Here is a 23,242-nt window from a genome sequence, read left to right on the forward strand (position 1 = left end):
GCGGTCAGGCGCCCATCGGCGTCAGACATCGTCTTGAATTTCCCTGGAGTCCCGGGTAATGCAGAACCAGAAGATTCGCATTCGCTTGAAAGCCTTTGATCATCGTCTTATCGATCAGTCCGCACAGGAAATTGTGGATACTGCAAAGCGCACTGGTGCGCAGGTTCGCGGTCCGATTCCGCTGCCTACCAGGCGTGAGCGTTATACCATTCTGATTTCTCCGCACGTCAACAAGGACGCGCGTGATCAGTATGAGATTCGTACTCACAAGCGTGTGCTGGACATCGTTGAGCCGACCGAGAAAACGGTTGATGCACTGATGAAGCTCGATCTGGCGGCGGGTGTAGACGTCCAGATCAAGGTTGATTAACCCAACACTAGTCACTTACGCGGCATTTTAGGGCACTGGCCCCGCCGCTCACGCCGGGATGGCGTCACACAATGTGCTAGTGGAATGCTCTGGAAAGGGCAGCCATAGCGGGTGATAGCCCCGTACACTAAAGGAGACTGAACATGTCTATCGGTTTAGTCGGTAAAAAGAGCGGTATGACCCGTATCTTTACCGAAGATGGCGCATCCGTGCCTGTAACCGTAATTGAAGTCGAGCCTAACCGCGTCACGCGCATCAAGACTCTCGAGTCTGATGGTTATCGTGCCGTGCAGGTTACTGCAGGCTCGCGCAAGGCCAAACACCTCACCAAGGCAATTGCCGGGCAATATGCCAGCGCAGGTGTTGAGGCCGGTCGTTTCCTCGCGGAATTCCGCCTTTCCGAAGGTGAAGAAGATCCGCAGTCCGGAAGCGAGCTCACCGTATCCCTCTTCGAAGCAGGCCAGCTCATCGACGTCACTGGTACGTCCAAGGGCAAGGGCTTCCAGGGCGCAGTCAAGCGCTGGAACTTCCGCACGCAGGACGCCACTCACGGTAACTCTCTGTCGCATCGCGCGCCGGGTTCCATCGGTCAGTGCCAGACGCCGGGTCGCGTCTTCAAGGGCAAAAAGATGGCCGGTCAGATGGGTAACGAGCGTGTCACCGTTCAGAGCCTTGAAATCGTCCGTGTTGACACCGAACGCAATCTGTTGCTGGTCAAGGGCGCCGTACCTGGTGCTGCCGGTAGCGATGTGATCGTGCGCACCGCTGTCAAAGCTCGCTGAGGGGTAGGTAACGATGAATCTCAATCTTGCAGGTGCAGGAGCCGGAGCCGTCGAGATTTCCGACGAGACTTTTGGCAAGGAATTCAATGAGGCGCTGGTTCACCAGGTCGTGACTGCCTATCTGGCAGGCGCGCGTCAGGGTACCCGTGCACAGAAAAGCCGTTCTGATGTCAGCGGCGGTGGCAAGAAGCCGTGGCGTCAGAAGGGTACCGGTCGTGCTCGTGCCGGTACCATTCGTTCGCCGATCTGGCGTACCGGTGGTGTGACTTTTGCGGCACGTCCGCAGGATCACTCTCAGAAGGTCAATCGCAAGATGTACCGCGCTGCCATGCGTTCCATTCTTTCGGAACTCGTGCGTCAGGAACGTCTGGTCGCTGTTGATGCCTTTACCGTAGACAGCCCCAAGACCAAGCAGCTGGTTGGTCGTCTTTCCGACCTCGGTCTGGAAAAGGTGCTGATCGTGACTGACGAGCTGGATCAGAATCTTTATCTGGCCGCTCGCAACATTCCCAATGTGGATGTGATCGAAGCGTCGAGCGCGGATCCTGTCAGCCTGATTGCCTATGACAAGGTGCTGATGACCGTACCCGCCCTCCGCAAGTTCGAGGAGAAGCTGGCATGAATCAGGAACGCGTATTCCAGGTGCTGCTTGGCCCGCACATGACCGAGAAGGCTGCCTACGCTGCAGAGCGTAATCAGTATGTTTTCAAGGTCGCCAGTGATGCTACCAAGCCCGAAATCAAGAAGGCTGTTGAAGCTCTTTTTGAAAAGAAGGTCGACAGCGTCCAGGTCCTGAACATGAAAGGCAAGGTCAAGCGTAACGCTCGTGGTGAAGGTCATCGCAGCGGTTATCGCAAGGCCTACGTCACCCTGGCTGCGGGCGAAACGCTCGAAGACTTCACCGGCGCCGAGTGAGGCAGGAGAACGGATCATGGCAGTAGTCAAGACAAAACCCACGTCCGCCGGCCGTCGCCATAAGGTGAAGGTCGTTACTGAAGGACTGTACAAGGGGCGTCCGCATGCGGCGCTGACCGAAGCACAGTCTCGTTCGGGCGGTCGTAACAACAACGGTCGTATCACTACCCGTCACGTAGGTGGTGGCCATCGCCAGCACTATCGTCTGGTAGATTTCAAGCGCAACAAGGATGGCATTCCGGCCATCGTTGAGCGTCTTGAATACGATCCGAATCGCAGCGCACATATTGCACTGCTCAAGTATGTGGACGGTGAACGCCGTTACATCATTGCCCCCCGCGGTGTTGCAGAAGGCGATCGCCTGGAGTCCGGTGTCAACGCACCGATTCGCCAGGGTAACACTCTGCCTTTGCGCAATGTTCCGCTTGGTTCGACCATTCATTGCATCGAGCTCAAGCCCGGCAAGGGTGCACAGCTTGTACGCAGCGCTGGTACCAGTGCTCAGCTGGTAGCACGCGAGGGCAACTATGCCACCGTGCGTCTGCGTAGCGGTGAAATGCGTCGCATCCTGGCTGAATGTCGCGCCACGCTGGGCGAAGTCGGTAATTCCGAGCATAGCCTTGGGCAGCTCGGCAAGGCCGGTGCCAAGCGTTGGAGAGGCGTCCGTCCGACTGTTCGCGGCGTCGCGATGAACCCGGTTGATCACCCGCATGGTGGTGGTGAAGGTCGTACCAGTGGTGGCCGTCATCCGGTAACCCCCTGGGGTATTCCGACCAAGGGTCACAAGACGCGCAAGAACAAGCGTACCGACAAGCTTATCGTGCGTCGTCGCAAAGCCAGATAAACGGTGCCGCAAGGCCAAACATCAGTATTTAAGGGGTAACGGCTGTGCCACGTTCACTTAAGAAAGGTCCCTTCATTGACCTTCATCTTTTGAAGAAGGTTGAGGCGGCTGTGGAAAAGAGCGACCGCAAACCGATCAAGACCTGGTCGCGTCGCTCGATGATCCTGCCCAATATGGTAGGACTCACCATTGCTGTCCATAACGGTCGCCAGCATGTACCGGTTCACGTCTCGGAAGAGATGGTGGGCCACAAGCTGGGCGAATTTGCTGCCACCCGCACCTATCGCGGTCACGCGGCTGACAAGAAAGCCAAGCGGTAAGGGAGAGGACCATAATGGAAGAAGTAGCTGCTAAATTGCGCGGCGCTCGCCTGTCCGCCCAGAAGGCTCGTTTGGTGGCAGATCAGGTGCGGGGCAAGCCGGTCGCAGAAGCGCTGAATATCCTGGCATTTTCGCCCAAAAAGGCGGCTGTGCTGGTGAGAAAGGTACTGCAATCCGCTATCGCCAACGCGGAAGAAAATAACGGCATGGACATCGACGAGCTTCGCGTCTCGACCATCTGTGTCGATGAGGGCATGACGCTCAAGCGTATCCTGCCGCGTGCCAAGGGCCGTGCGGATCGCATCATGAAGCGTACCTGCCATATCACCGTCAAGGTAGCCGAGAAGTAGGAGTCGACCAGATGGGTCAAAAAGTCAATCCAGTCGGTATTCGCCTCGGGATCGTCAAGGATCACACTTCTGTGTGGTACGCCGAGCGCGGTGCTTATGCCGACAAGCTGAATAACGATCTCAAAGTTCGCAGTTTCCTGTTTGAGCGCCTGAAAAGTGCGTCTGTCAGCAGGATCCATATCGAGCGTCCGGCAAACAATGCCCGTATTACCATTCATACTGCCCGTCCGGGTATCGTGATTGGCAAGAAGGGTGAAGATGTCGAGCGCCTGCGTCGCGATCTGACCAACCTCATGGGCGTGCCTGTGCATGTCAACATTGAGGAAGTTCGCAAGCCTGAGCTTGACGCTGCGCTGGTAGCGCAAAACGTCGCAGGTCAGCTTGAACGTCGCGTCATGTTCCGACGTGCCATGAAGCGGGCGGTACAAAACGCCATGCGTCTGGGCGCCAAGGGTATCCGGATTCAGCTTTCCGGTCGTCTTGGTGGTGCAGAAATCGCGCGTACGGAATGGTATCGCGAAGGCCGTGTTCCCCTTCACACCCTGCGTGCCGATATCGATTACTCGGTTTACGAGGCGCACACCACTTATGGTGTCATCGGTGTCAAGGTGTGGATCTTCAAGGGCGAAATTCTTGGTGGGATAGAAGAAGTCCGTGCGAAGCAGAATAATTCGCAGACTGGCGCTCCCGGCAAGAAGAAAGGTTCCAAGTAAGGGGATAGTCGATGTTACAGCCCAAGCGTACCAAATTCCGCAAGCAGCAGAAGGGCCGCAACCGCGGTCTGGCGCATCGCGGTAGTAGCGTGAGCTTCGGTGAGTACGGCCTCAAGGCGACCGGCCGTGGTCGTATCACTGCTCGTCAGATTGAAGCCGGCCGTCGTGCTATCACGCGTCATGTTAAACGTGGCGGAAAGATCTGGATCCGTGTATTCCCGGATAAGCCGATTTCCGAAAAGCCGCTCGAAGTCCGTATGGGTAAGGGCAAGGGCTCTGTCGAATACTGGGTCGCTCAGATTCAGCCCGGCAAGGTTCTTTACGAGATTGAAGGCGTATCGGAAGAGATGGCACGCGAAGCGTTCACTCTCGCGGCTCAGAAGATGCCCGTTGCCACTACCTTTGTGAAACGGACGGTAATGTAATGAAAGCTCAGGAACTTCGTGACAAGTCGACCGAAGCGCTCAATGAGCAGCTGTTCGAACTGCTGCGCGAGCAATTCAACCTGCGGATGCAGAAGGCTACCGGTCAGTTGAGCCAGAACCATCTGCTCAAACAGGTTCGCCGCGACATCGCGCGCGTGAAGACTGTGCTCAACGAGAAGGTGGACTGAAATGGCCGAAGAACAGGCAAAGCAAGCACGCAGGCTCACCGGACGTGTGGTGAGTGATCGGATGGAGAAATCGATCGTTGTCATGATCGAGCGTCGTGAGCGCCATCCGATCTACGGAAAGTACATGAAGCGCTCCACCAAACTGCATGCGCACGACGAAACCAATCAGGCCCACATCGGCGATCTGGTTTCCATCGAAGAGTGTCGGCCGCTTTCAAAGAAAAAGGCATGGACTCTGGTTGAAGTCGTCGAGCAGGCCAGAGGGTAAGGCAGCAGCCTAAACCCGTGCATCAGTTCAGGTTTGGAGAAAACCGATGATTCAAACGCAAACAATGCTGGATGTCGCCGACAACAGCGGAGCGCGCAGGGTCCAGTGCATCAAGGTCCTGGGTGGTTCACACCGCCGCTACGCCCGTGTTGGTGACATCATCAAGGTGACGGTCAAGGAAGCGATTCCGCGTGGCCGTGTTAAAAAGGGTCAGGTGCTCAAGGCCGTTGTAGTACGCACACGCAGCGGAATTCGCCGTCCTGACGGTTCTCTTATCCGCTTCGATGGCAATGCGGCGGTTTTATTGAACAACGCCAACGAGCAGCCGGTAGGCACTCGTATTTTCGGGCCGGTAACCCGCGAACTTCGTACCGAGAAGTTCATGCGGATTATCTCCCTGGCGCCCGAAGTGCTGTAAGGAGCGAGGCGGAATTATGCGCAAGATCAAACGTGATGATGAAGTCGTCGTCATCGCCGGCAAGGACAAGGGCAAGCGCGGCACCGTCAAGCGGGTTCTGCAGGACGGGCGCTACGTGGTTTCAGGTGTGAACATGATCAAGCGTCACACCAAGCCCAACCCGACGGCCGGCAATCAAGGGGGTATCGTTGAGCGTGAGGCTCCGATCCACGGTTCTAACGTTGCCATCTTCAATACGGAGACCGGCAGGGCGGATCGGGTCGGCTTTCAGATGAATGACGACGGTACCAAGATCCGTATCTTCAGGTCGACGCAAAAGCAGATCGACGCCTAACGCGATTCGGGTGGCAACATGGCGAACTTGAAAGAGCAGTATAAAGACGAGGTGATGGCCAAGCTCACTGAGCAATTTGGCTACGCCAACGTAATGCAGGTGCCCCGGATCACCAAGGTGACTCTGAATATGGGCGTCGGTGATGCGACCAGCGATAAAAAGCTGATCGACAATGCCGTGGCTGATCTGGAAAAGCTTTCCGGCCAGAAGCCTATCGTGACTCTTGCTCGCAAGTCAGTTGCGGGCTTCAAGGTCCGTGAGGGCTGGCCGATCGGCACCAAGGTAACCCTGCGCAGCGAGCGCATGTGGGATTTCCTTGACCGTCTGGTAAACATCGCGATTCCGCGTATTCGTGATTTCCGTGGCCTCAATGCGAAATCATTTGATGGCCGCGGAAACTACTCGATGGGTGTGCGTGAACAGATCATCTTCCCCGAGATCGAATACGACAAGGTTGACCGTGTTCGCGGGCTGGATATCACCATCACGACGTCTGCCGGCACCGACGAAGAAGCTCGTGCACTCCTGAGTGCACTGAACTTCCCCTTCCGGAAATAAAGGTGTAATCATGGCAAAGAAAAGCATGGTTGAGCGCGAGCGCAAGCGCGCCGAGCTGGTAGACAAGTACGCAGCCCGTCGTGGCGAGCTCAAGGCGATCATCAGCAACGCCAAAAGCTCGGACGAAGAGCGCTTCGATGCGCAGCTGCAGCTGCAGAAACTGCCGCGTGATTCGAGCCCGGTGCGTCAGCGTAATCGCTGCCGCATCACCGGCCGTCCGCACGGCTATTACAACAAGTTCGGACTTGGGCGCAATAAACTGCGCGAAGCGGCTATGCGTGGCGATGTGCCCGGCCTGACCAAGTCCAGCTGGTAATCGCATCAGGAGCGTTATCGATGAGCATGCAGGATACACTCGCGGATATGCTGACCCGTATCCGTAATGCGCAGATGGCGACCAAGGAGACGGTCACCATGCCGTCTTCCAAAATCAAGGTCGAAGTCGCGCGTGTTTTGAAAGAAGAAGGTTACATTGCCGACTTCTCCACTGAAGGCGACGTCAAGGTTGACCTGACGATTGTCCTCAAGTACTTCGAAGGCAAGGCGGTTATCGAGCACATTCAGCGTGTCTCGAAGCCTTCTCTTCGTAGCTACAAGGGCAAGGATGAACTGCCGCGCGTAGCAGACGGTCTGGGTGTGGCCATCGTGTCCACTTCCAGGGGTGTCATGACCGATCGTGCGGCGCGCCAGGCAGGCGTCGGCGGTGAAGTCATCTGCACCGTATTCTAGGAGTCTATGATGTCCAGGATTGCAAAATACCCGGTTAAGCTGCCCAGCGGTGTGGAAGTCACGCTCGAGGAAGGCAGGCTGACCGTCCGGGGCGGTCAGGGGCAGCTGGAAATGAACGTTCACAACGATGTTGTGATTGGTCAGCAGGAAGACAAGCTGACGTTCGAACCCAGCGCTTCAGCAAAGAATTGGGCCATGGCCGGGACAACCCGCGCACTGGTCAATAACATGGTCGTTGGTGTTACTGAAGGCTTTACCCGTTCGCTGGAAATTACCGGTGTGGGTTATCGTGCTCAGGCCAACGGTCAGACACTCAACCTGACACTTGGTTTCTCTCACCCGATCGATTACAAGGTGCCTGAAGGCGTGGTTGTTGAAACGCCCAAAAACACCACAATCGTTCTCAAGAGCGCTGATAAGCAGCGTCTTGGTCAGGTGGCTGCCGAGATTCGTGCGTTCCGTCCGCCGGAGCCCTACAAGGGCAAGGGTGTTCGTTACAGCGATGAACGCGTCCTTCGTAAAGAAGCCAAGAAGAAATAGGGCAGGGTTATGAACGCGAAGAAAGAAGCTCGTCTCCGTCGTGCCCGCCGCACGCGCGCCAAGATCCGCGAACTTGGTATCAATCGTCTGAGTGTCAATCGCACGCCGCGTCACATGTACGCTCAGATTATTTCCGCAGACGGTGGCCAGGTACTGGTCAGCGCCTCCACGCTCGACAAGTCGCTGCGTGAAGATGCTACCGGTAATTCTGATGCCGCTGCTCGCGTTGGTACACTGCTGGCCGAGCGTGCAAAGGAAGCGGGAATTACTCAAGTTGCCTTTGACCGTTCCGGGTTCAGGTACCATGGTCGGGTCAAGGCCCTGGCTGATGCCGCGCGCGAAGGCGGCCTGCAATTCTAAAGGGTTCTACGATGGCGAATAATGAACAGAGGGGCAGCGGCGATCTGCAGGAAAAACTTGTTCAGATCAACCGTGTTGCCAAAGTGGTCAAGGGCGGCCGTATTTTCGGTTTCACCGCTCTGACCGTCGTAGGCGATGGCAATGGCCGTATCGGCTTTGGTCGTGGCAAGGCGCGTGAAGTGCCGGTCGCGATTCAAAAGGCGATGGACCAGGCACATCGCAACATGATCAAGGTCGAGCTGCGCGGTCATACGCTGCAGTATCCGGTACGTGCCAACCATGGCGCTTCCAAGGTCTTCATGCAGCCTGCCTCTGAAGGTACCGGCATCATCGCGGGTGGTGCGATGCGTTCGGTGCTGGAACTGGCTGGTGTACATGACGTCCTGGCCAAGTGCTATGGCTCGACCAATCCGGTCAACGTCGTGCGCGCAACCGTCAAGGGCCTCGCTTCCATGCGTTCTCCCGAGGACGTTGCGGCAAAGCGTGGCCTGTCCGTTGAAGCGATTACGGGGTAAGCGCCATGTCAGCCACAATCAGGGTTACTCAGGTGCGCAGCACGATCGGCGTACTTGAAAAGCACAAGGCCACCATGCGCGGGCTGGGTCTTCGCCGTATCAACCACACGGTTGAACTCGAAGACACGCCGGCCGTTCGTGGCATGATCAACAAGGTCAACTACCTCGTTCGCGTTGAAGGAGCTCAGTAATGACCATGAAACTGAATAGCCTGACCCCGGCGCCGGGTTCCAAGCAGGCTGCAAAGCGTGTTGGTCGCGGTATCGGTTCCGGGCTGGGCAAGACTGCTGGTCGCGGTCACAAGGGCCAGACTTCTCGCAGCGGCGGTTCCATCAAGCCGGGCTTTGAAGGTGGTCAGATGCCGCTCCAGCGTCGTCTGCCCAAGTTCGGCTTCACGTCTGCCAAGTCACTGGTCAGCGAAGAAGTTCGTCTTAATGAACTGGCCCATGTCGAAGGCGACGTCGCGGATCTGGCAAGCCTGAAAAAGGCCAACGTACTGAAAAATGCCACGCGTTTTGCAAAGGTTGTGCTGTCCGGCAATCTCGATCGCGCCATTACAGTACGCGGTCTGAAAGTCACCAAGGGTGCACGGGCTGCCATTGAAGCCGCCGGTGGCAAGGTAGAGGACTAAATGGCAAAGTCAGGAAAAGTACCGGCTAATATGCAAAGCGGTCTGGGCGAGCTGTGGGCTCGCCTGAGGTTCGTTTTTATCGCAATCGTGGTTTACCGTATTGGTGCCCACATTCCAGTCCCCGGTATCGATCCTGACCAGCTCACTGCCTTGTTCAGAGAAAACCAGGGCACCATCCTGAGCATGTTCAACATGTTCTCGGGTGGTGCGCTGCAGCGCATGAGTATTTTTGCACTGGGCATCATGCCCTATATTTCTGCATCAATTATCATGCAGCTTCTGACCGTGGTTTCGCCGCAGCTTGAACAGCTGAAGAAGGAAGGCGAGGCCGGCCGTCGAAAGATCAGCCAGTACACTCGCTACGGCACGGTGTTGCTGGCGCTGATCCAGGCGATCGGCATGTCAGTAGGGCTTGTCAGTAACGGGGTCGCTTACAGCGCCGATTTCAGCTTCTACTTTACGGCGGTCACCACTTTTGTGGCAGGTGCCGTATTCCTGATGTGGCTGGGTGAGCAGATTACCGAAAAGGGCATCGGCAATGGTATTTCGCTGATTATCTTTTCCGGTATTGTTGCCGGTTTGCCCGGTGCACTGGGGCAGTCGTTCGAACTGGCACGCAACGATGGTGCCTGGAACGTGCTGCCGCTGCTGGCGCTTGGCGTACTGGGTATTGCAACGATTGCCTTTGTGGTCTTCATTGAGCGTGGTCAGCGCCGTATTACGGTCAACTATCCGCGTCGACAGGTCGGCAACAAGATGTATGCCGGTCAGAGCAGCTATCTGCCAATGAAGGTCAATATGGCCGGCGTTATTCCGCCCATTTTTGCCTCGAGTATTCTGCTTTTCCCGGCGTCGCTGGGTCAGTGGTTTGGTCAGGGTGAAAACATGGGATGGCTGTCGACCATTTCCCAGGCTCTGGGGCCGGGTCAGCCGTTGTATATTCTGCTGTTTGCCACTGCCGTTGTTTTCTTCTGTTTCTTCTACACCGCACTGGTTTTTAACCCGAAGGATGTAGCTGATAACCTGAAGAAGTCAGGAGCATTTCTGCCGGGTATTCGTCCCGGTGAGCAGACGTCGCGTTATATCGACAAGGTCATGACGCGTCTTACGTTGTTTGGCGCTCTTTACATCACTCTGGTCTCCCTGATGCCCCAGTTCCTCATGGTGGCATGGCAGGTACCCTTTTACTTCGGTGGCACTTCGCTGCTGATCGTGGTTGTGGTCGTCATGGATTTCATGGCGCAGGTCCAGTCTCATCTGATGTCCAGTCAGTATGAGTCAGTGATGAAGAAGTCAAACCTCAAGGGATATGGCAGCGGCGGCGTAATGCGCTGACATGTCCCGGTGGTGGCAGGCTGCCTTTTGGGCCTGCCACTTACCACTCAGGCCGCAGGGTCTGATCACGCCGTCATACAGTTTCACTGTGATAGCGATAGCGGTGGGAAGCCTTTGCTTCACTGCCAATGAGACAGGTTGCGATGCATACCCCTTGCCATGAGTTATCAGGGGCGGTATGCTATTGCGCCTTTTACAGACGATTAACCGAGCAAGCCGCTCAAATTCGGAGAAAGCTGATGGCCCGTATTGCAGGCGTCAATATCCCGGACAACAAGCATGCGGCGATCTCGCTGACCTACATCTACGGTATTGGTCGCACCCGCGCTATGGAAATCTGTGCGCAGGTGGGTATTGCACCTAACGTCAAGGTTGGAGATATCTCCGCCGAGAAGCTCGACGAGGTGCGTACTGCAGTTGGCCAATATGCCGTGGAAGGTGACCTTCGCCGTGAGATTACGCTGAATATCAAGCGTCTCATGGATCTGGGTTGCTACCGTGGTCTGCGCCATCGTCGCAGTCTTCCGATGCGCGGGCAGCGCACGAAGACGAATGCGCGTACCCGCAAGGGACCGCGTAAACCGATTCGCAAATAAACGCATGTCCGGCGTTTAGAATTCAGGAACATCAAACATGGCTAACCCGCGCAGTAACCGTAAAAAGGTTAAAAAGCAGGTGGTGGATGCGGTTGCCCACATCCATGCCTCTTTTAACAATACGATCGTGACGATCACAGACCGCCAGGGCAACGCTCTTTCATGGGCCACTGCCGGTGGTTCGGGTTTTCGTGGTTCTCGCAAGAGCACCCCGTTCGCTGCCCAAGTGGCAAGTGAACGTGCAGCAACTGCTGCAGCCGAGTATGGTGTGAAAAACGTCGACGTACTGGTCAAGGGCCCGGGGCCCGGCCGTGAGTCCGCCGTGCGCGCATTGAATGCCGCCGGTTTTCGCGTGCAAAGCATTGTTGACGCGACACCCATCCCGCATAACGGGTGCCGCCCACCGAAAAAGCGTCGCGTTTAAGGAGACACACTCATGGCACGTTATACTGGTCCGAAGTGCAAGCTCTCTCGTCGCGAAGGCACCGATCTCTTTTTGAAGAGCGGTGTTACAGCGTTCGAGAAGAAATGCAAGTCAGAGACTCCCCCGGGTCAACACGGTCAGCGCCGTCAGCGTCTTTCCGAATACGGCTCGCAGCTGCGTGAAAAGCAGAAGGTTCGTCGTTATTACGGCGTACTGGAAAAGCAGTTCCGCAATTACTACAAGGAAGCCGCGCGTCAGAAAGGGGCCACAGGTGAAGTTCTGCTTCAGCTCCTCGAGACTCGCCTCGACAACGTCGTTTATCGTATGGGCTTTGGCTCGACTCGCAGCGAATCTCGCCAGCTTGTCAGCCACAAGGCCATCTCTGTTAACGGTCGTACCGTCAACGTGGCGTCCTACAAGGTCCGTCCCGGTGATGTGGTCAGCGTTCGTGAAAAGGCCAAAAATCAGTCGCGTATTCAGCAGTCTCTCGAGCTTGCTGGCAACCGCGGCGATGTAAGCTGGGTCGACGTTGACTCGAAGAAGATGGAAGGCACTTTCAAGGCTCTCCCTGAGCGCGGCGACCTGTCTGCCGACATCAACGAAAACCTGATTGTCGAGCTGTACTCCAAATAAGCATTGAGCTTTTTTGGATAAACCGTTTGGCAGCCTGATAGGTGTTCATATGCAGCGTTCAGTGACAGAGTTTCTAAGACCCCGCGACATCAAGGTCGAAGAAGTCAGCGCGAATCATGCAAAGATCGTGCTCGAGCCTTTCGAGCGCGGCTTTGGTCATACTCTCGGGAACGCCCTGCGTCGTATTCTGCTGTCATCCATGCCTGGGTGTGCGATTACAGAAGCAGAAATCGAAGGCGTTCTGCATGAGTACAGCGCAATCGAAGGTGTTCAGGAAGATGTCATTGAGATCCTCCTGAATCTGAAGGGCGTGTCCATCAAGATGCATGGCCGCGATGACGTTGTATTAACGCTGAACAAGCAGGGCCCGGGCATCATGACTGCCGGCGATATCGCCGTCGATCATGACATTGAGATTGTCAACCCGGATCACGTCATTGCTCATATCAATGATGGCTGTGAACTGAAGATGCAGCTGCGCGTTATGCGTGGCCGTGGCTACGAGCCTGCAGACGTCCGTGCCGAGCGTGATGATGAGTCACGCGCTATCGGCCGGCTTCAGCTCGATGCCACGTATACTCCGGTTCGCCGCGTTTCCTACGCAGTCGAAGCGGCACGCGTTGAACAGCGTACCGACCTCGACAAGCTGGTCATTGATCTGGAGACCGACGGCACACTGGATCCCGAAGAAGCCATTCGCCGCTCTGCAACCATCTTGCAGGAGCAGCTGGCTGCCTTCGTTGATCTTGAAGCCGAAAAAGAGCAGGAAGTAGAAGAAGAGGAAGATCAGATTGATCCGATTCTGCTGCGTCCTGTTGACGATCTCGAATTGACTGTCCGAAGTGCCAACTGCCTCAAGGCCGAGAATATCTACTATATCGGTGACCTGATTCAGCGCACCGAAGTAGAGCTTCTTAAAACACCCAATCTCGGCAAGAAGTCGTTGAATGAAATCAAGGACGTTCTCGAGGCTCGTAATCTTTCACTTGGCATGCGGCTGGATAATTGGCCGCCGGCGAGTCTGAAAGACGACAAGGCCTCTGCCTGAACGGGTGACTCGCGCCCCAGATTGGTAAGGAATCTTATCCATGCGTCATCGTAAAACCGGTCGTCATCTAAGCCGTAACAGCTCGCACCGTAATGCCATGTTCCAGAACATGTGCATTTCGCTGGTTGAGCATGAAATGATCAAAACCACGCTGCCCAAGGCCAAGGAGCTGCGTCGTTATATTGAGCCGCTGATCACCCTGTCTAAAAATGACAGTGTGGCCAATCGCCGTCTGGCGTTCAGCCGTACCCGCTCCAAGGAAACGGTTGGCAAGCTCTTTAACGAACTGGGTCCGCGTTACAACACCCGTCCGGGTGGTTATGTTCGCGTACTCAAGTGCGGCTTCAGAGCCGGCGACAATGCGCCCATGGCGTATGTTGAGCTGGTTGATCGCCCGGTAGCAGCAGAAGCCAGCGGCGAAGAATAACCGCACTTTCTGCTATCGTCAGAAAAGCCGACCTCAGGGTCGGCTTTTTTTGTCTCTGAACCTTGCCTGCCTGATTCATACTAAGGATCCAATCAGCCGCTTGAGTACCTGCCGTGGGATGTCATTTCGTCAACGGAGAGTGCGAAAACTGTCAACGCGATTTGCCTTTCTCTTTCACCATGGCCTTTCAGCCCATCGTCGATCTATCCACCGGTAGCGTTTTTGCTCATGAAGCGCTGGTGCGCGGTATCAATGGCGAGTCTGCCTGGTCTGTTCTGTCACAGGTAACGGCAAAAGAGCTTTATGCCTTCGATCAGGCCTGTCGGGTGCGTGCCATCGAGATGGCCGGTCAGCTCGGCATGACCTCAAAGCTCTCCATCAATTTTTTGCCCAATGCCGTCTATGAGCCGCGGGCCTGCATTCGTGCCACGTTGAAAGTCGCCGAGCGCGTAGGCTGGTCACTGAATAATCTGATCTTTGAAATTACTGAAAACGAGCACGTGGCTGATCGAGATCATCTGCGCCATATCGTTGAGGAATACCATGAGATGGGATTTACCGTGGCGCTGGACGACTTCGGCACGGGGCATGCCAATCTCGATCTGCTCACGGTACTGACACCGCATCATCTGAAGCTGGATCGGGTTTTGATCAGTGGTATCGGGCAGGATGTACGTCGCCAGCATCTGGTTCGTCACATCGCTTCAATGGCTGAATCGCTTGAAATAGGGCTTGTTGCTGAAGGGGTCGAAACGCTTGAAGAGGCGAGCTGGCTGTATCGGCAGGGCATCATGCGCCATCAGGGCTATTACTATGCCAGGCCTGCCTTCGAAGCATTGCCAGAGATTGATCAGTCCTGCATGGCGGCAGTGACTGCCCTATAAAAAAGGGCCGGAAGCCTTCATGGCTTCCGGCCCTTTTCTGGACTGGCCAAGGATTAGTAGCCGCGCCCCAGCAGTGGCTTCAAAAAGCGTCCGGTGTGCGAAATATCCTGCTCGCCGACCTCTTCGGGTGTACCCTCGGCGATAATACGTCCACCGCCGGAACCTCCTTCCGGACCCAGATCGATGATCCAGTCGGCGGTCTTGATGACATCCAGATTGTGCTCGATGACCACCACGGAGTTACCCTGATCGCGCAGGCGGTGCAGCACGCCAAGCAGCTGTCGAATATCCTCGAAATGAAGCCCTGTGGTGGGCTCGTCAAGAATATAGAGTGTCTTGCCGGTATCCCGCTTGGCCAGCTCGCGGGCCAGTTTGACCCGCTGTGCCTCGCCGCCGGAAAGCGTGATAGCGCTTTGCCCGAGCTTGATATAGGAAAGGCCGACGTCCATCAGGGTCTGCAAGCGGCGGGCGATGGCAGGCACCGGCGAGAAAAACTCGACGGCTTCCTCGATCGTCATCTCCAGTACATCGTGAATGCTGTGCCCCTTGTAGAGCACGTCCAGTGTTTCCCGGTTGTAGCGCCGGCCGCCACAGACGTCACAGGGCACATAGATATCAGGCAGGAAGTGCATCTCTACCTTGATCATGCCCTCGCCCTGACACGCCTCACAGCGCCCGCCCTTGACGTTAAAGGAGAACCGTCCCGGTTTGTAGCCTCGCGATCGCGCCTCTGGTGTACCGGCAAAGAGCTCACGAATCGGCGTGAATATACCGGTGTAAGTGGCCGGGTTGGAGCGAGGTGTGCGTCCGATGGGGCTCTGATCGATATCGATGACCTTGTCGAGCTGATCAAGGCCCTTGATCTCCTTGAAGGGCGCGGGCGTGAGTGTTGTGGCCTTGTTGAGTTCGCGCGCCGCCACGGGCATCAGGGTTGCGTTGATCAGGGTGGATTTCCCTGACCCGGAAACGCCGGTCACACAGACAAAAAGCCCCAGCGGTAGTGCAAGATCAACGTTGTCGAGGTTGTTGCCACTGGCCCTGGTCAGGTGCAGCATCTTTTCGGGGTTGATGGGCGTACGTGGCGAGGGGATCTCGATGCGTCGAGTGCCTGACAGGTATTGTCCGGTCAGCGACTCCGCACTGGCTTCAATGTCGTCAGGCGTGCCCTGGGCAATGATCTGACCGCCATGAACCCCGGCGCCAGGGCCGATATCGAGCACGTGATCCGCGGCTCGAATGGCATCCTCGTCGTGCTCGACCACGATGACGGTGTTGCCCAAATCGCGAAGTCGGACCAGGGTCTGCAGCAAGCGATCATTATCGCGTTGGTGAAGGCCGATGGAGGGTTCATCAAGAATGTACATGACACCCACCAGTCCGGCGCCGATCTGACTGGCCAGTCGTATGCGCTGAGCTTCACCGCCTGACAGGGTATCGGCACTGCGCTCCAGCGTCAGGTAGTCAAGACCGACATTGACCAGAAATTCAAGGCGGCTGGTGATTTCATAGAGAATGCGTTTGGCAATTTCGCCCCTGCGACCGGGAAGATCCATTTCGCCAAAAAATGTCCGTGCTTCCCCGATCGGTTTGGTGACCACCGAGGGCAGCGAATGATCATCGACAAATACATGACGTGCCTCGCGTCTCAATCGACTGCCGTGACAGGTCGGGCAGGGGCGTACGGCCAGGTGTCGCGACAGATCATCGCGGACCATGCTCGAATCGGTTTCCCGGTAGCGCCGCTCCATATTGGGCAGCACGCCTTCAAAGGCATGCTCGCGGGAGACCTTCTTGCCGCGATCATTGACGTAGGAAAACGAAATGGATTCACGGCCGCTGCCGTGCAGTACCACGTCGCGCACCCGCTGTGGCAGCTGCTGCCAGGGGGTTTCCAGCTCAAACTTGTAGTGGGCGGCCACTGCTTCGAGCTGGTTGAAATAGTAGATGCTGCGTCTATCCCACCCCTTGATGACCCCTTCCGACAGGGAAAGCTCGTCCTGACGAATGAGCTTGTCGGGATCGAAGAACTGGTGCACGCCCAGACCATCACAGCCTGGGCAGGCACCTGCCGGATTGTTGAAGGAGAACATGCGTGGCTCGAGTTCGGCGATCGAGTAGCCACAGATGGGGCAGGCAAAGCGCGACGAAAAAATCATGTCCTCGCGATCGCCGTCCATGAAATGCAGCACGGCGGCGCCGTCGGAAAGCCCCAGTGCGGTCTCGAACGACTCTGCCAGGCGCTGATCGATATCCTGGCGAATTTTCAGACGATCCACCACGACACTGATGTCGTGCTTCTTGTTCTTGTCCAGCGTCGGCAGTTCATCGAATTCGTAGGTCTGGCCATCAATCTGTACCCGCACAAACCCCTGGGTGCGCAGCTCGGTCAGGGCCTGCTGATGTTCTCCCTTGCGGCCCTTGATAATGGGGGCCAACAGCATGACACGGGTGCCTTCTTCCAGTGCCAGCGTCTGATCGACCATTTGCGACACGGTCTGGGCTTCAAGATCGAGTTCATGATCGGGGCAGCGCGGTGTACCGGCGCGGGCATACAGTAAGCGCAGGTAGTCATATATTTCGGTGATGGTACCGACCGTCGAGCGCGGATTGTGGGATGTGGACTTCTGTTCAATGGAAATGGCCGGTGACAGCCCCTCGATGTGATCCACATCGGGTTTTTCCATCATGGAAAGAAACTGGCGCGCATAGGTCGACAGCGATTCGACGTAGCGCCGTTGTCCTTCTGCATACAGGGTGTCAAAGGCCAGAGAAGACTTGCCTGATCCGGAGAGCCCGGTAATGACAATCAGTTTGTCACGGGGCAGCTCGACATCAATGTTCTTCAGGTTGTGGGTGCGGGCCCCACTCACCGAAATACGATCCATACCTACCTCATCGCCGACGTCGGAAAGACACTATAGAAGGAGTTGAAAACGAGGTGCAAAATGCAGTGCACAGCGTTTTCCATGTGATGCGCGGCCCGGTAAAATGGTAACAGCACACCATACCGGGGCGGGTGCCCATCAGGGCACGTCAAAAGCAGCCGCTTGAAGCGCTGCTTTTGTTCGTTCAACGATATGCGTGGCAAGGCCTGCATTGCAGTGAATATCCATACAGTTATTATAGACGATCATGTCAAGGCAATGTCCCTGGCAGTCCATTCGTTTAAACATGCCAGCCGGCACTGGAGAGAAACATGGCCCGTGGGGTAAACAAGGTCATACTGATCGGTAATCTGGGTCAGGACCCGGAAGTACGTTTTCTGCCCTCCGGCAGTCCTGTCTGCAATCTGCGTCTGGCCACTACTGATAACTGGACTGACCGTCAGAGTGGTCAGCGTCAGGAGCGCACCGAGTGGCACAGCGTTGTCATGTTCAACAAACTGGCCGAAATTGCGCAGCAGTATGTCAAAAAGGGCTCTCGGCTCTATATCGAAGGGCGTCTGCAGACCCGCAAATGGCAGGGTCAGGATGGGCAGGACCGTTACTCGACTGAAATCGTGGCCAACGACATGCAGATGCTAGATAGCCGTAGCGGTGCTCAGGGCGGCGACTTCGGCGGTCAGGGCGGCGGCGGCTATGGCCAGCAGGGTGGTGGTTATGACCAGCAGGGCGGCGGCGCCCGCCAGAACAGCCCCTCGGGCGGCCAGAATCAGGGTGGCTACGGTCAGGGCCAGAACAGCTATGGGCAGGGCAGTCAGCAGGGCGGTCAGGGTAACCAGCAGGGTGCCCCGGGCAACCAGCAGGCCGGTCAAGGTCAGGGTGGCGGCGCGCCCAATCCTGGCAGCTTCGATGATTTCGATGACGAAATCCCGTTCTAGACGCCGGAATATATTGCGCCTTACCAGACCCGCCATCCGGCGGGTTTTTTAATGAATCAGTGCCCTTTTTTCAATCGGGTCTGCAAAAGCTTCAAAATGGCGCGCTCTTCCGGCCCGGTCAGGTCATCCTGATCGAGTGCTTCTTCTATCTGCTCCAGAAAGTGTCGCAACAGCCGGCCATCGAGATAGTTCTCAATCACCCGGGGGTCGATGTAGCTGGCCCGTGCAATGCTGGGTGTGTTGCCCAGCCGGGAGGCCACGCGTTCTACTGCCTCACGAATGTATTGCTGGCTGATATCGTCATCATCACCGATGCCCAGCTCGTCCAGCGCCAGAGCGGCAATGGAAGTGCCGGCCCAAGTACGAAAATCCTTGGCGCTGAAGCGCTCCCCCATGACGTCATGAATGTACTCGTTGAGATCGTGACTATCGACGCGCACCTTGCGGCCGTTATCATCAAAATACTTGAAGATTTCGTAACCCGGGATGTCATCCAGTTCTCCGACAATCCGGGCCAGCTTTTCATCCTCGATTACCTTGTGCTGTTGCTGCCCGCTTTTGCCCTGATAGTCGAAGATCAACTCGTCACCGTTGATGGTGAGATGGCGCGAACGCATGGTGGTCAGCCCATAGGAGTCATTCTGCTCGCTATAGCTGTCGTTGCCGGGACGAAAATACGCCGTGTCCAGAAGTCTGACCATGCAGGCCAGCACCTTCTCACGCGGCATGCCTTCGCGCGCCATGTGTTGACCGGTAATGCGTCGCATGGTTGATAGCCGCTGGGCAAAATCGACAATGCGATCAAATTTCATTTTCTCTCGTTGCTCGCGCCATTTGCTGTTGTAGATATACTGCTTGCGCCCGGCATCGTCTCTTCCTGTGGCGTGAATACGCGCCTCGGGGTCAAGGCTGATGGCCACGTCGCGCCATGCCGGAGGCACGGCAAGGCTTTTGATCCACTCTCGCCATTGGCGATCCTTCAGGGTCTTTCCGCCTTCGTCGCGGTAGGTAAATCCCTTGCCGCTGCGATGGCGTGTCACGGTGGTGGCGTCTTTTGTCATGCAGTCAGGCTTCCTGGCTGGTAAACGTTACAGGAACTCTGACTGATCATAGACGATTATTACCTGTCCGCCGGGACGGGCCGGCGTTGCAGAGCAGGGCAGGGACAGTGCAACCCATGGGTTTTTTTTGTAAAGTGTCGGGCCTGCCGCGTCACTGCCCGCCAAGAGTGACGTCATTTTCTGTCGGGCCGCAAAATCAATGAAACTATTACTGCTTGATGCCGATCACTGTCTTGGTCGGGCGCTCATCGATGAAAGCGACTCGCGAAGCGATGTTAAGCTGATCATTGAACGTTCCCGTCAGTGCTCCTTGTCACATTTGAAGGCCCGGGCACCGGACGCCGTCATTTTTCCGCCATTACTGGATCCAGCCAGTGTCGACCATGCCGAGATTGTTGAGCATGTCGATCAGGTAGACGCCGTCATGACTGCCTGTCATGCCCAGGGGGTGCCGCTGGTCTGGCTGGTCAGCGACCAGGTCTTTGAAGCCGGGTCGGACATGCCCATTGAGGAAAGCGTGCTGCCTTCGCCTCGTCATGAAGGGCTACAGCGTCTGCTGGAAACGGGCAATCGCATTCGATCGGGTCTGGCTGAGCACTTTATCGTGCGTACCGGGCCGCTGATGGCGCTGGAAGGGCGCAACGCAAGGCTTGCAGAGGTGCTGGACGCTCTGGCCAATGGCAGGCCACTGCGCGCCGCAGAAGACGAGATTATCTGCCCAACACCGGTGCAGGCCGTGGCGCGTGCCATGATTGGCATGCTGGCCCAGCAGTTTTCAGGTGCCAATGCCTGGGGGGCGTATCATCTTGCCGGTGTGGAACCGGTCAGTCTTTATACCTTTCACTGCGTCGTGCGCCACCAGCTGGAAATTCAGCTGGCCAGAAGACATATCAATCTGACGCTCGGCGAGATTCAGCCATTGCACCATCATCATGATCAGCCGCTGCGACGCGTACTCAACTGTCGTCAGATGCTTGAGACCTTTGGCGTGCATCAAAAGCCCTGGCGGCTGGCGCTGGATGCCATGCTCGAACAGTGGTGTCAGACACGCTTTGACGAGGAGAAGGGGCCGTGAAGGCGCTACGCAGTCTGTTATTTTATACCGGCTATCTGATGGCCATTCTTGTCAGCGCGGTTACTCTGGTGCCGCTGGCATTTTTTTTGCCCCTCAACGCCCGCTTTCGAGTCTTGAATCTTTACAACCACTTTATTGTGGTCTGGTTCAGCCTCTGTTGTGGCGTGCGCTATCGGGTAGAGGGGCGCGATCATATTCCGGACGCGCCCTGCGTTTTGCTGTCCAACCATCAAAGCGAGTGGGAGACCCTCTTTCTCCAGACCATCAAGTCGCCCATGTGTACGGTGCTCAAACAGGAACTGCTGAAGATTCCCGTTTTTGGATGGGCGCTCAGAATGCTCAGTCCCATTCCTCTGGATCGTTCCAAACCCTCGCGAGCGCTCAGGATGGTATTGAGTGAGGGCGCTGCCCGTCTTGCTTCCGGGCTTTCCGTGCTGCTGTTCCCTGAAGGTACCCGGGTGCCGCCGGGAGAGCGTCGTCGCTTCAACAAAAGCGGTATTCACATGGCCTGTCGGGCCGGCGTGCCGATATTGCCGGTAGCCCACAATGCCGGTGAACACTGGCCGAGCAAAAGCTTTATCAAGACCCCCGGGCAGATCAATGTCGTGATTGGCGAGCCCATCGCCACCAAGGATCGCAGGCCCGATGAGGTGGCCCGGGAAGTCGAGCAGTGGATCGAGGAGCAGCTTTCACGTATTTCAAGCGTACCCAGGCCTGCGGTCGAAGAAGCATCTGCCAGCGCACTGTGAATATCGAAGCCCTCGTTATCTGAACCGCCGTAACATTAAAAAGGGCGCCCCTGAGGGCGCCCTTTTTCGTACCGATAGTGCAGCAATCAGATCGACTGGTCAGTCATACGCTGAAAGATCAGGCAGGCATTGGTGCCGCCAAACCCGAAGCTGTTGGACAGCACTCGATCAAGGCGTACACCGTCACGACGCTTTGTCACGATATCCAGGTCACTGGCTTGCGGATCGACTTCATCAATATTGGCTGACGCGCAGATGAAATCGTTTTGCATCATGAGAAGCGAGTAGATGGCTTCCTGTGCACCGGTAGCACCCAGAGAGTGTCCTGTCAGCGACTTGGTCGAGGAGATTGCGGGCACCCTGTCACCAAAGACGTCACGCAGGGCCTTGATCTCGCACATATCGCCTACCGGCGTCGAGGTGCCATGCGTGTTGATATAGTCAATGTCACCCTTGACGGTCGACATTGCCTGCTGCATGCAGCGAGCGCCGCCTTCACCGGAGGGCGCGACCATATCGTGACCATCGGAATTGGCGCCGTAGCCCACGACCTCGGCATAAATTTTGGCACCACGGGCTTTGGCATGCTCGAGTTCTTCGAGAACCAGCATGGCACCGCCACCGGCGATGACGAAGCCATCGCGGGCAGTGTCATAGGCACGAGAAGCCTTTTCAGGGCAATCGTTATAGCTGGTGGACAGCGCGCCCATGGCATCGAACAGACACGACAGGGTCCAATGCTCTTCCTCACCACCGCCGGCAAAGACGACATCCTGCTTGCCCAGCTGGATCTGCTCGACAGCGCTACCGATACAGTGCGCCGAAGTCGCGCAGGCAGAAGAGATGGAGTAGTTGATGCCCTTGATACCAAAGGGAGTGGCCAGACATGCCGATACGGTGCTGCCCATGGTGCGGGTGACCCGATAGGGCCCGACCCGGCGTAGCCCCTTTTCACGCAGGATATCGGCGGCTTCAACCTGATTGGCAGAAGACGCGCCGCCCGAGCCTGCAATCAGGCCGGTTCGCACATTCGACACGTCTTCAGGAGCAAGCCCTGAGTCCTCGATGGCCTGCTGCATGGAGACATAGGCGTAGGCGGCCGCATCTCCCATGAAGCGGCGCTGCTTGCGATCGACCAGAGCATCCAGGTCGATGTCCACAACACCTGCAACATGGCTTCGCATTCCGCGCTCGACATACTCTTCGCGAAAGCGAATGCCGGAACGGCCTTCCTTCAGGGATTGAAGTACCTGATGCTGATCGTTGCCCAGGCAGGAGACAATGCCCAGGCCAGTGACTACCACTCGTCGCATGGGAGCCTCCCCATCAGAAATTCGCAGTGGAGGTGAACAGGCCAACGCGCAGGTCGTTGGCTTCGTAAATATCGCGGCCATCCACGGACAGGACGCCATCGGCGATGCCCAGGATCAAACGCCGCGTGATCACCCGCTTGATATGAATATGATAGGTAACCTTCTCGGCATCCGGAAGGATCTGTCCGGAGAACTTGACCTCGCCACAACCGAGAGCGCGGCCACGGCCGGGATTGCCCAGCCAGCCCAGATGGAAACCCACCAGCTGCCACATGGCGTCAAGGCCCAGGCAGCCGGGCATGACAGGATCGCCCGGGAAGTGACACTGGAAAAACCAGAGGTCAGGGCTAATATCCAGCTCAGCGATCAGCTCGCCCTTGCCGTATTTGCCACCCGCTTCCTGAATGTTGGTGATGCGATCCAGCATCAGCATGTTCGGTGCCGGTAGCTGTGCATTTCCAGGGCCGAAAAGCTCACCCTGACTGCATGCAAGCAGCTGATCACGGTTAAAGGAGTGTTGCGTGGTCACTGACATGTTCCGGAAATCAAAGGAATAGGTACTCCCGGGGGAGCGCGCCTAGTTTACTGATAGAGGTGGCGAAATGCACGCCAGCGCC

Annotated in this window: 35 protein-coding genes; 31 read left to right on the top strand and 4 right to left on the bottom strand. The window is 56.6% G+C overall.

The annotated features are described in order from the left end of the window. Nucleotides 1–58 precede the first annotated feature (58 nt). From rpsJ to ACUN8C_RS02445, 28 genes are all read left to right on the top strand, one after another. On the top strand, nt 59–370 hold the full coding sequence (rpsJ, locus tag ACUN8C_RS02310; RefSeq protein WP_019951460.1) for a 30S ribosomal protein S10: 312 nt from the start codon (nt 59–61) through the stop codon (nt 368–370). 143 nt (nt 371–513) lie between these two features. Beyond that, nucleotides 514–1,152 carry a 50S ribosomal protein L3 gene (gene rplC, locus ACUN8C_RS02315; protein ID WP_086620794.1) on the top strand — a complete coding sequence of 213 codons (639 nt, stop codon included), beginning with the start codon at nt 514–516 and terminating at the stop codon, nt 1,150–1,152. Between the two features lie 13 nt (nt 1,153–1,165). Then, nucleotides 1,166–1,774 carry a 50S ribosomal protein L4 gene (gene rplD, locus ACUN8C_RS02320; RefSeq protein ID WP_108842855.1) on the top strand — a complete coding sequence of 203 codons (609 nt, stop codon included), beginning with the start codon at nt 1,166–1,168 and terminating at the stop codon, nt 1,772–1,774. Next, nucleotides 1,771–2,067 (top strand): 50S ribosomal protein L23, encoded by a 297-nt coding sequence (gene rplW, locus ACUN8C_RS02325; protein ID WP_086620792.1) that lies wholly within the window; start codon nt 1,771–1,773, stop codon nt 2,065–2,067. The genes rplD and rplW overlap by 4 nt, the downstream gene beginning before the upstream one ends. Before the next feature lie 16 nt (nt 2,068–2,083). Continuing rightward, complete coding sequence (gene rplB, locus ACUN8C_RS02330; RefSeq protein WP_445620736.1) at nt 2,084–2,911, top strand: 50S ribosomal protein L2; 828 nt, start codon at nt 2,084–2,086, stop codon at nt 2,909–2,911. 44 nt (nt 2,912–2,955) lie between these two features. Next, the gene (rpsS, locus tag ACUN8C_RS02335) at nt 2,956–3,231 is read left to right on the top strand and encodes a 30S ribosomal protein S19 (RefSeq protein WP_008959165.1); all 276 of its coding nucleotides are present in this window, start codon (nt 2,956–2,958) and stop codon (nt 3,229–3,231) included. A 14-nt stretch (nt 3,232–3,245) separates the two neighbouring features. Then, nucleotides 3,246–3,581: a 50S ribosomal protein L22 gene (rplV, locus tag ACUN8C_RS02340; RefSeq protein WP_086620791.1), complete on the top strand. Its 336-nt coding sequence runs from the start codon at nt 3,246–3,248 to the stop codon at nt 3,579–3,581. Nucleotides 3,582–3,592: 11 nt separating this feature from the next. Next, nucleotides 3,593–4,294 (top strand): 30S ribosomal protein S3, encoded by a 702-nt coding sequence (rpsC, locus tag ACUN8C_RS02345; RefSeq protein WP_108842857.1) that lies wholly within the window; start codon nt 3,593–3,595, stop codon nt 4,292–4,294. A gap of 11 nt (nt 4,295–4,305) precedes the next feature. Next, nucleotides 4,306–4,719, top strand: a complete 414-nt coding sequence (rplP, locus tag ACUN8C_RS02350) for a 50S ribosomal protein L16 (protein WP_108842858.1) — start codon at nt 4,306–4,308, stop codon at nt 4,717–4,719. Further along, nucleotides 4,719–4,907, top strand: coding sequence for a 50S ribosomal protein L29 (rpmC, locus tag ACUN8C_RS02355; protein WP_086620788.1), 189 nt, complete (start codon nt 4,719–4,721; stop codon nt 4,905–4,907). The genes rplP and rpmC overlap by 1 nt, the downstream gene beginning before the upstream one ends. 1 nt (nt 4,908) lies before the next feature. Continuing rightward, a complete protein-coding gene (gene rpsQ / locus ACUN8C_RS02360) occupies nt 4,909–5,175 on the top strand; it encodes a 30S ribosomal protein S17 (protein ID WP_086620787.1) in 267 nt (88 codons plus the stop codon). A 46-nt stretch (nt 5,176–5,221) separates the two neighbouring features. Next, the gene (gene rplN, locus ACUN8C_RS02365; protein WP_086620786.1) at nt 5,222–5,593 is read left to right on the top strand and encodes a 50S ribosomal protein L14; all 372 of its coding nucleotides are present in this window, start codon (nt 5,222–5,224) and stop codon (nt 5,591–5,593) included. A 16-nt stretch (nt 5,594–5,609) separates the two neighbouring features. Continuing rightward, nucleotides 5,610–5,927 (top strand): 50S ribosomal protein L24, encoded by a 318-nt coding sequence (gene rplX, locus ACUN8C_RS02370; RefSeq protein WP_108842859.1) that lies wholly within the window; start codon nt 5,610–5,612, stop codon nt 5,925–5,927. Nucleotides 5,928–5,945: 18 nt separating this feature from the next. Next, nucleotides 5,946–6,485, top strand: a complete 540-nt coding sequence (gene rplE / locus ACUN8C_RS02375) for a 50S ribosomal protein L5 (protein WP_086620784.1) — start codon at nt 5,946–5,948, stop codon at nt 6,483–6,485. Between the two features lie 10 nt (nt 6,486–6,495). Then, nucleotides 6,496–6,801, top strand: coding sequence for a 30S ribosomal protein S14 (gene rpsN / locus ACUN8C_RS02380; RefSeq protein WP_108842860.1), 306 nt, complete (start codon nt 6,496–6,498; stop codon nt 6,799–6,801). 20 nt (nt 6,802–6,821) lie between these two features. Then, entirely contained in the window at nt 6,822–7,214 is a 393-nt protein-coding gene (gene rpsH, locus ACUN8C_RS02385) for a 30S ribosomal protein S8 (RefSeq protein ID WP_445620737.1), read from the top strand. 9 nt (nt 7,215–7,223) lie between these two features. Continuing rightward, the gene (gene rplF, locus ACUN8C_RS02390; RefSeq protein ID WP_445620738.1) at nt 7,224–7,754 is read left to right on the top strand and encodes a 50S ribosomal protein L6; all 531 of its coding nucleotides are present in this window, start codon (nt 7,224–7,226) and stop codon (nt 7,752–7,754) included. A 9-nt stretch (nt 7,755–7,763) separates the two neighbouring features. Beyond that, nucleotides 7,764–8,114 carry a 50S ribosomal protein L18 gene (rplR, locus tag ACUN8C_RS02395; RefSeq protein WP_108842863.1) on the top strand — a complete coding sequence of 117 codons (351 nt, stop codon included), beginning with the start codon at nt 7,764–7,766 and terminating at the stop codon, nt 8,112–8,114. An 11-nt stretch (nt 8,115–8,125) separates the two neighbouring features. Next, a complete protein-coding gene (rpsE, locus tag ACUN8C_RS02400) occupies nt 8,126–8,629 on the top strand; it encodes a 30S ribosomal protein S5 (protein WP_108842864.1) in 504 nt (167 codons plus the stop codon). A gap of 5 nt (nt 8,630–8,634) precedes the next feature. After that, complete coding sequence (gene rpmD / locus ACUN8C_RS02405) at nt 8,635–8,820, top strand: 50S ribosomal protein L30 (protein WP_086620778.1); 186 nt, start codon at nt 8,635–8,637, stop codon at nt 8,818–8,820. A 5-nt stretch (nt 8,821–8,825) separates the two neighbouring features. Beyond that, entirely contained in the window at nt 8,826–9,260 is a 435-nt protein-coding gene (gene rplO, locus ACUN8C_RS02410) for a 50S ribosomal protein L15 (RefSeq protein ID WP_108843369.1), read from the top strand. Beyond that, the gene (gene secY / locus ACUN8C_RS02415; RefSeq protein WP_108842865.1) at nt 9,261–10,595 is read left to right on the top strand and encodes a preprotein translocase subunit SecY; all 1,335 of its coding nucleotides are present in this window, start codon (nt 9,261–9,263) and stop codon (nt 10,593–10,595) included. 239 nt (nt 10,596–10,834) lie between these two features. After that, nucleotides 10,835–11,191, top strand: coding sequence for a 30S ribosomal protein S13 (gene rpsM, locus ACUN8C_RS02420; RefSeq protein ID WP_108842866.1), 357 nt, complete (start codon nt 10,835–10,837; stop codon nt 11,189–11,191). Nucleotides 11,192–11,228: 37 nt separating this feature from the next. After that, nucleotides 11,229–11,615, top strand: a complete 387-nt coding sequence (rpsK, locus tag ACUN8C_RS02425; protein ID WP_009099028.1) for a 30S ribosomal protein S11 — start codon at nt 11,229–11,231, stop codon at nt 11,613–11,615. A gap of 12 nt (nt 11,616–11,627) precedes the next feature. After that, entirely contained in the window at nt 11,628–12,248 is a 621-nt protein-coding gene (gene rpsD / locus ACUN8C_RS02430; RefSeq protein ID WP_108842867.1) for a 30S ribosomal protein S4, read from the top strand. Nucleotides 12,249–12,297: 49 nt separating this feature from the next. Then, on the top strand, nt 12,298–13,296 hold the full coding sequence (locus ACUN8C_RS02435; protein ID WP_108842868.1) for a DNA-directed RNA polymerase subunit alpha: 999 nt from the start codon (nt 12,298–12,300) through the stop codon (nt 13,294–13,296). A 40-nt stretch (nt 13,297–13,336) separates the two neighbouring features. After that, nucleotides 13,337–13,723, top strand: a complete 387-nt coding sequence (gene rplQ, locus ACUN8C_RS02440) for a 50S ribosomal protein L17 (protein ID WP_108842869.1) — start codon at nt 13,337–13,339, stop codon at nt 13,721–13,723. A gap of 179 nt (nt 13,724–13,902) precedes the next feature. Next, nucleotides 13,903–14,607 carry an EAL domain-containing protein gene (locus ACUN8C_RS02445; RefSeq protein ID WP_445621816.1) on the top strand — a complete coding sequence of 235 codons (705 nt, stop codon included), beginning with the start codon at nt 13,903–13,905 and terminating at the stop codon, nt 14,605–14,607. A 53-nt stretch (nt 14,608–14,660) separates the two neighbouring features. Here the strand turns inward: ACUN8C_RS02445 and uvrA are convergent, their stop codons facing one another. Beyond that, a complete protein-coding gene (gene uvrA, locus ACUN8C_RS02450; protein ID WP_445620739.1) occupies nt 14,661–17,492 on the bottom strand; it encodes an excinuclease ABC subunit UvrA in 2,832 nt (943 codons plus the stop codon). Nucleotides 17,493–17,803: 311 nt separating this feature from the next. Between uvrA and ssb the strand changes: the two genes are divergently transcribed. Continuing rightward, nucleotides 17,804–18,427 carry a single-stranded DNA-binding protein gene (gene ssb / locus ACUN8C_RS02455; RefSeq protein WP_445620740.1) on the top strand — a complete coding sequence of 208 codons (624 nt, stop codon included), beginning with the start codon at nt 17,804–17,806 and terminating at the stop codon, nt 18,425–18,427. A gap of 56 nt (nt 18,428–18,483) precedes the next feature. Here the strand turns inward: ssb and ACUN8C_RS02460 are convergent, their stop codons facing one another. Beyond that, the gene (locus ACUN8C_RS02460; protein WP_445620741.1) at nt 18,484–19,488 is read right to left on the bottom strand and encodes a DNA topoisomerase IB; all 1,005 of its coding nucleotides are present in this window, start codon (nt 19,486–19,488) and stop codon (nt 18,484–18,486) included. A 199-nt stretch (nt 19,489–19,687) separates the two neighbouring features. Between ACUN8C_RS02460 and ACUN8C_RS02465 the strand changes: the two genes are divergently transcribed. Together ACUN8C_RS02465 and ACUN8C_RS02470 are read left to right on the top strand one after the other, a co-directional pair. Beyond that, nucleotides 19,688–20,563: a sugar nucleotide-binding protein gene (locus ACUN8C_RS02465; RefSeq protein WP_445620742.1), complete on the top strand. Its 876-nt coding sequence runs from the start codon at nt 19,688–19,690 to the stop codon at nt 20,561–20,563. After that, nucleotides 20,560–21,312, top strand: a complete 753-nt coding sequence (locus tag ACUN8C_RS02470) for a lysophospholipid acyltransferase family protein (protein ID WP_445620743.1) — start codon at nt 20,560–20,562, stop codon at nt 21,310–21,312. The genes ACUN8C_RS02465 and ACUN8C_RS02470 overlap by 4 nt, the downstream gene beginning before the upstream one ends. Nucleotides 21,313–21,398: 86 nt before the next feature. Here the strand turns inward: ACUN8C_RS02470 and fabB are convergent, their stop codons facing one another. Continuing rightward, nucleotides 21,399–22,625 carry a beta-ketoacyl-ACP synthase I gene (fabB, locus tag ACUN8C_RS02475; protein ID WP_445620744.1) on the bottom strand — a complete coding sequence of 409 codons (1,227 nt, stop codon included), beginning with the start codon at nt 22,623–22,625 and terminating at the stop codon, nt 21,399–21,401. 13 nt (nt 22,626–22,638) lie between these two features. Beyond that, nucleotides 22,639–23,154 (bottom strand): 3-hydroxyacyl-[acyl-carrier-protein] dehydratase FabA, encoded by a 516-nt coding sequence (fabA, locus tag ACUN8C_RS02480; protein WP_108843371.1) that lies wholly within the window; start codon nt 23,152–23,154, stop codon nt 22,639–22,641. Between the last annotated feature and the right edge of the window lie 88 nt (nt 23,155–23,242).

It is taken from the genome of Kushneria sp. Sum13 (genome assembly GCF_052692355.1).

Excerpts from the sequence above, each read along its gene's own strand:
- ACUN8C_RS02460 (WP_445620741.1), bottom strand. The coding sequence starts at position 19,488 with ATGACAAAAGACGCCACCACCGTGACACGCCATCGCAGCGGCAAGGGA.
- rplC (WP_086620794.1), top strand. The coding sequence starts at position 514 with ATGTCTATCGGTTTAGTCGGTAAAAAGAGCGGTATGACCCGTATCTTT.
- fabB (WP_445620744.1), bottom strand. The coding sequence starts at position 22,625 with ATGCGACGAGTGGTAGTCACTGGCCTGGGCATTGTCTCCTGCCTGGGC.
- rpsM (WP_108842866.1), top strand. The coding sequence starts at position 10,835 with ATGGCCCGTATTGCAGGCGTCAATATCCCGGACAACAAGCATGCGGCG.
- rplV (WP_086620791.1), top strand. The coding sequence starts at position 3,246 with ATGGAAGAAGTAGCTGCTAAATTGCGCGGCGCTCGCCTGTCCGCCCAG.
- ACUN8C_RS02445 (WP_445621816.1), top strand. The coding sequence starts at position 13,903 with ATGGCCTTTCAGCCCATCGTCGATCTATCCACCGGTAGCGTTTTTGCT.
- rpsQ (WP_086620787.1), top strand. The coding sequence starts at position 4,909 with ATGGCCGAAGAACAGGCAAAGCAAGCACGCAGGCTCACCGGACGTGTG.
- rplN (WP_086620786.1), top strand. The coding sequence starts at position 5,222 with ATGATTCAAACGCAAACAATGCTGGATGTCGCCGACAACAGCGGAGCG.
- rpmC (WP_086620788.1), top strand. The coding sequence starts at position 4,719 with ATGAAAGCTCAGGAACTTCGTGACAAGTCGACCGAAGCGCTCAATGAG.
- uvrA (WP_445620739.1), bottom strand. The coding sequence starts at position 17,492 with ATGGATCGTATTTCGGTGAGTGGGGCCCGCACCCACAACCTGAAGAAC.
- rpsH (WP_445620737.1), top strand. The coding sequence starts at position 6,822 with ATGAGCATGCAGGATACACTCGCGGATATGCTGACCCGTATCCGTAAT.
- rplW (WP_086620792.1), top strand. The coding sequence starts at position 1,771 with ATGAATCAGGAACGCGTATTCCAGGTGCTGCTTGGCCCGCACATGACC.
- rplX (WP_108842859.1), top strand. The coding sequence starts at position 5,610 with ATGCGCAAGATCAAACGTGATGATGAAGTCGTCGTCATCGCCGGCAAG.
- rplF (WP_445620738.1), top strand. The coding sequence starts at position 7,224 with ATGTCCAGGATTGCAAAATACCCGGTTAAGCTGCCCAGCGGTGTGGAA.
- ACUN8C_RS02465 (WP_445620742.1), top strand. The coding sequence starts at position 19,688 with ATGAAACTATTACTGCTTGATGCCGATCACTGTCTTGGTCGGGCGCTC.
- rpsN (WP_108842860.1), top strand. The coding sequence starts at position 6,496 with ATGGCAAAGAAAAGCATGGTTGAGCGCGAGCGCAAGCGCGCCGAGCTG.
- rplR (WP_108842863.1), top strand. The coding sequence starts at position 7,764 with ATGAACGCGAAGAAAGAAGCTCGTCTCCGTCGTGCCCGCCGCACGCGC.
- rpsC (WP_108842857.1), top strand. The coding sequence starts at position 3,593 with ATGGGTCAAAAAGTCAATCCAGTCGGTATTCGCCTCGGGATCGTCAAG.
- ACUN8C_RS02435 (WP_108842868.1), top strand. The coding sequence starts at position 12,298 with ATGCAGCGTTCAGTGACAGAGTTTCTAAGACCCCGCGACATCAAGGTC.
- rpsK (WP_009099028.1), top strand. The coding sequence starts at position 11,229 with ATGGCTAACCCGCGCAGTAACCGTAAAAAGGTTAAAAAGCAGGTGGTG.
- rplQ (WP_108842869.1), top strand. The coding sequence starts at position 13,337 with ATGCGTCATCGTAAAACCGGTCGTCATCTAAGCCGTAACAGCTCGCAC.
- secY (WP_108842865.1), top strand. The coding sequence starts at position 9,261 with ATGGCAAAGTCAGGAAAAGTACCGGCTAATATGCAAAGCGGTCTGGGC.
- rplD (WP_108842855.1), top strand. The coding sequence starts at position 1,166 with ATGAATCTCAATCTTGCAGGTGCAGGAGCCGGAGCCGTCGAGATTTCC.
- rplE (WP_086620784.1), top strand. The coding sequence starts at position 5,946 with ATGGCGAACTTGAAAGAGCAGTATAAAGACGAGGTGATGGCCAAGCTC.
- rplO (WP_108843369.1), top strand. The coding sequence starts at position 8,826 with ATGAAACTGAATAGCCTGACCCCGGCGCCGGGTTCCAAGCAGGCTGCA.
- rpsE (WP_108842864.1), top strand. The coding sequence starts at position 8,126 with ATGGCGAATAATGAACAGAGGGGCAGCGGCGATCTGCAGGAAAAACTT.
- ssb (WP_445620740.1), top strand. The coding sequence starts at position 17,804 with ATGGCCCGTGGGGTAAACAAGGTCATACTGATCGGTAATCTGGGTCAG.
- rpsD (WP_108842867.1), top strand. The coding sequence starts at position 11,628 with ATGGCACGTTATACTGGTCCGAAGTGCAAGCTCTCTCGTCGCGAAGGC.
- rplP (WP_108842858.1), top strand. The coding sequence starts at position 4,306 with ATGTTACAGCCCAAGCGTACCAAATTCCGCAAGCAGCAGAAGGGCCGC.
- rplB (WP_445620736.1), top strand. The coding sequence starts at position 2,084 with ATGGCAGTAGTCAAGACAAAACCCACGTCCGCCGGCCGTCGCCATAAG.
- rpsJ (WP_019951460.1), top strand. The coding sequence starts at position 59 with ATGCAGAACCAGAAGATTCGCATTCGCTTGAAAGCCTTTGATCATCGT.
- rpmD (WP_086620778.1), top strand. The coding sequence starts at position 8,635 with ATGTCAGCCACAATCAGGGTTACTCAGGTGCGCAGCACGATCGGCGTA.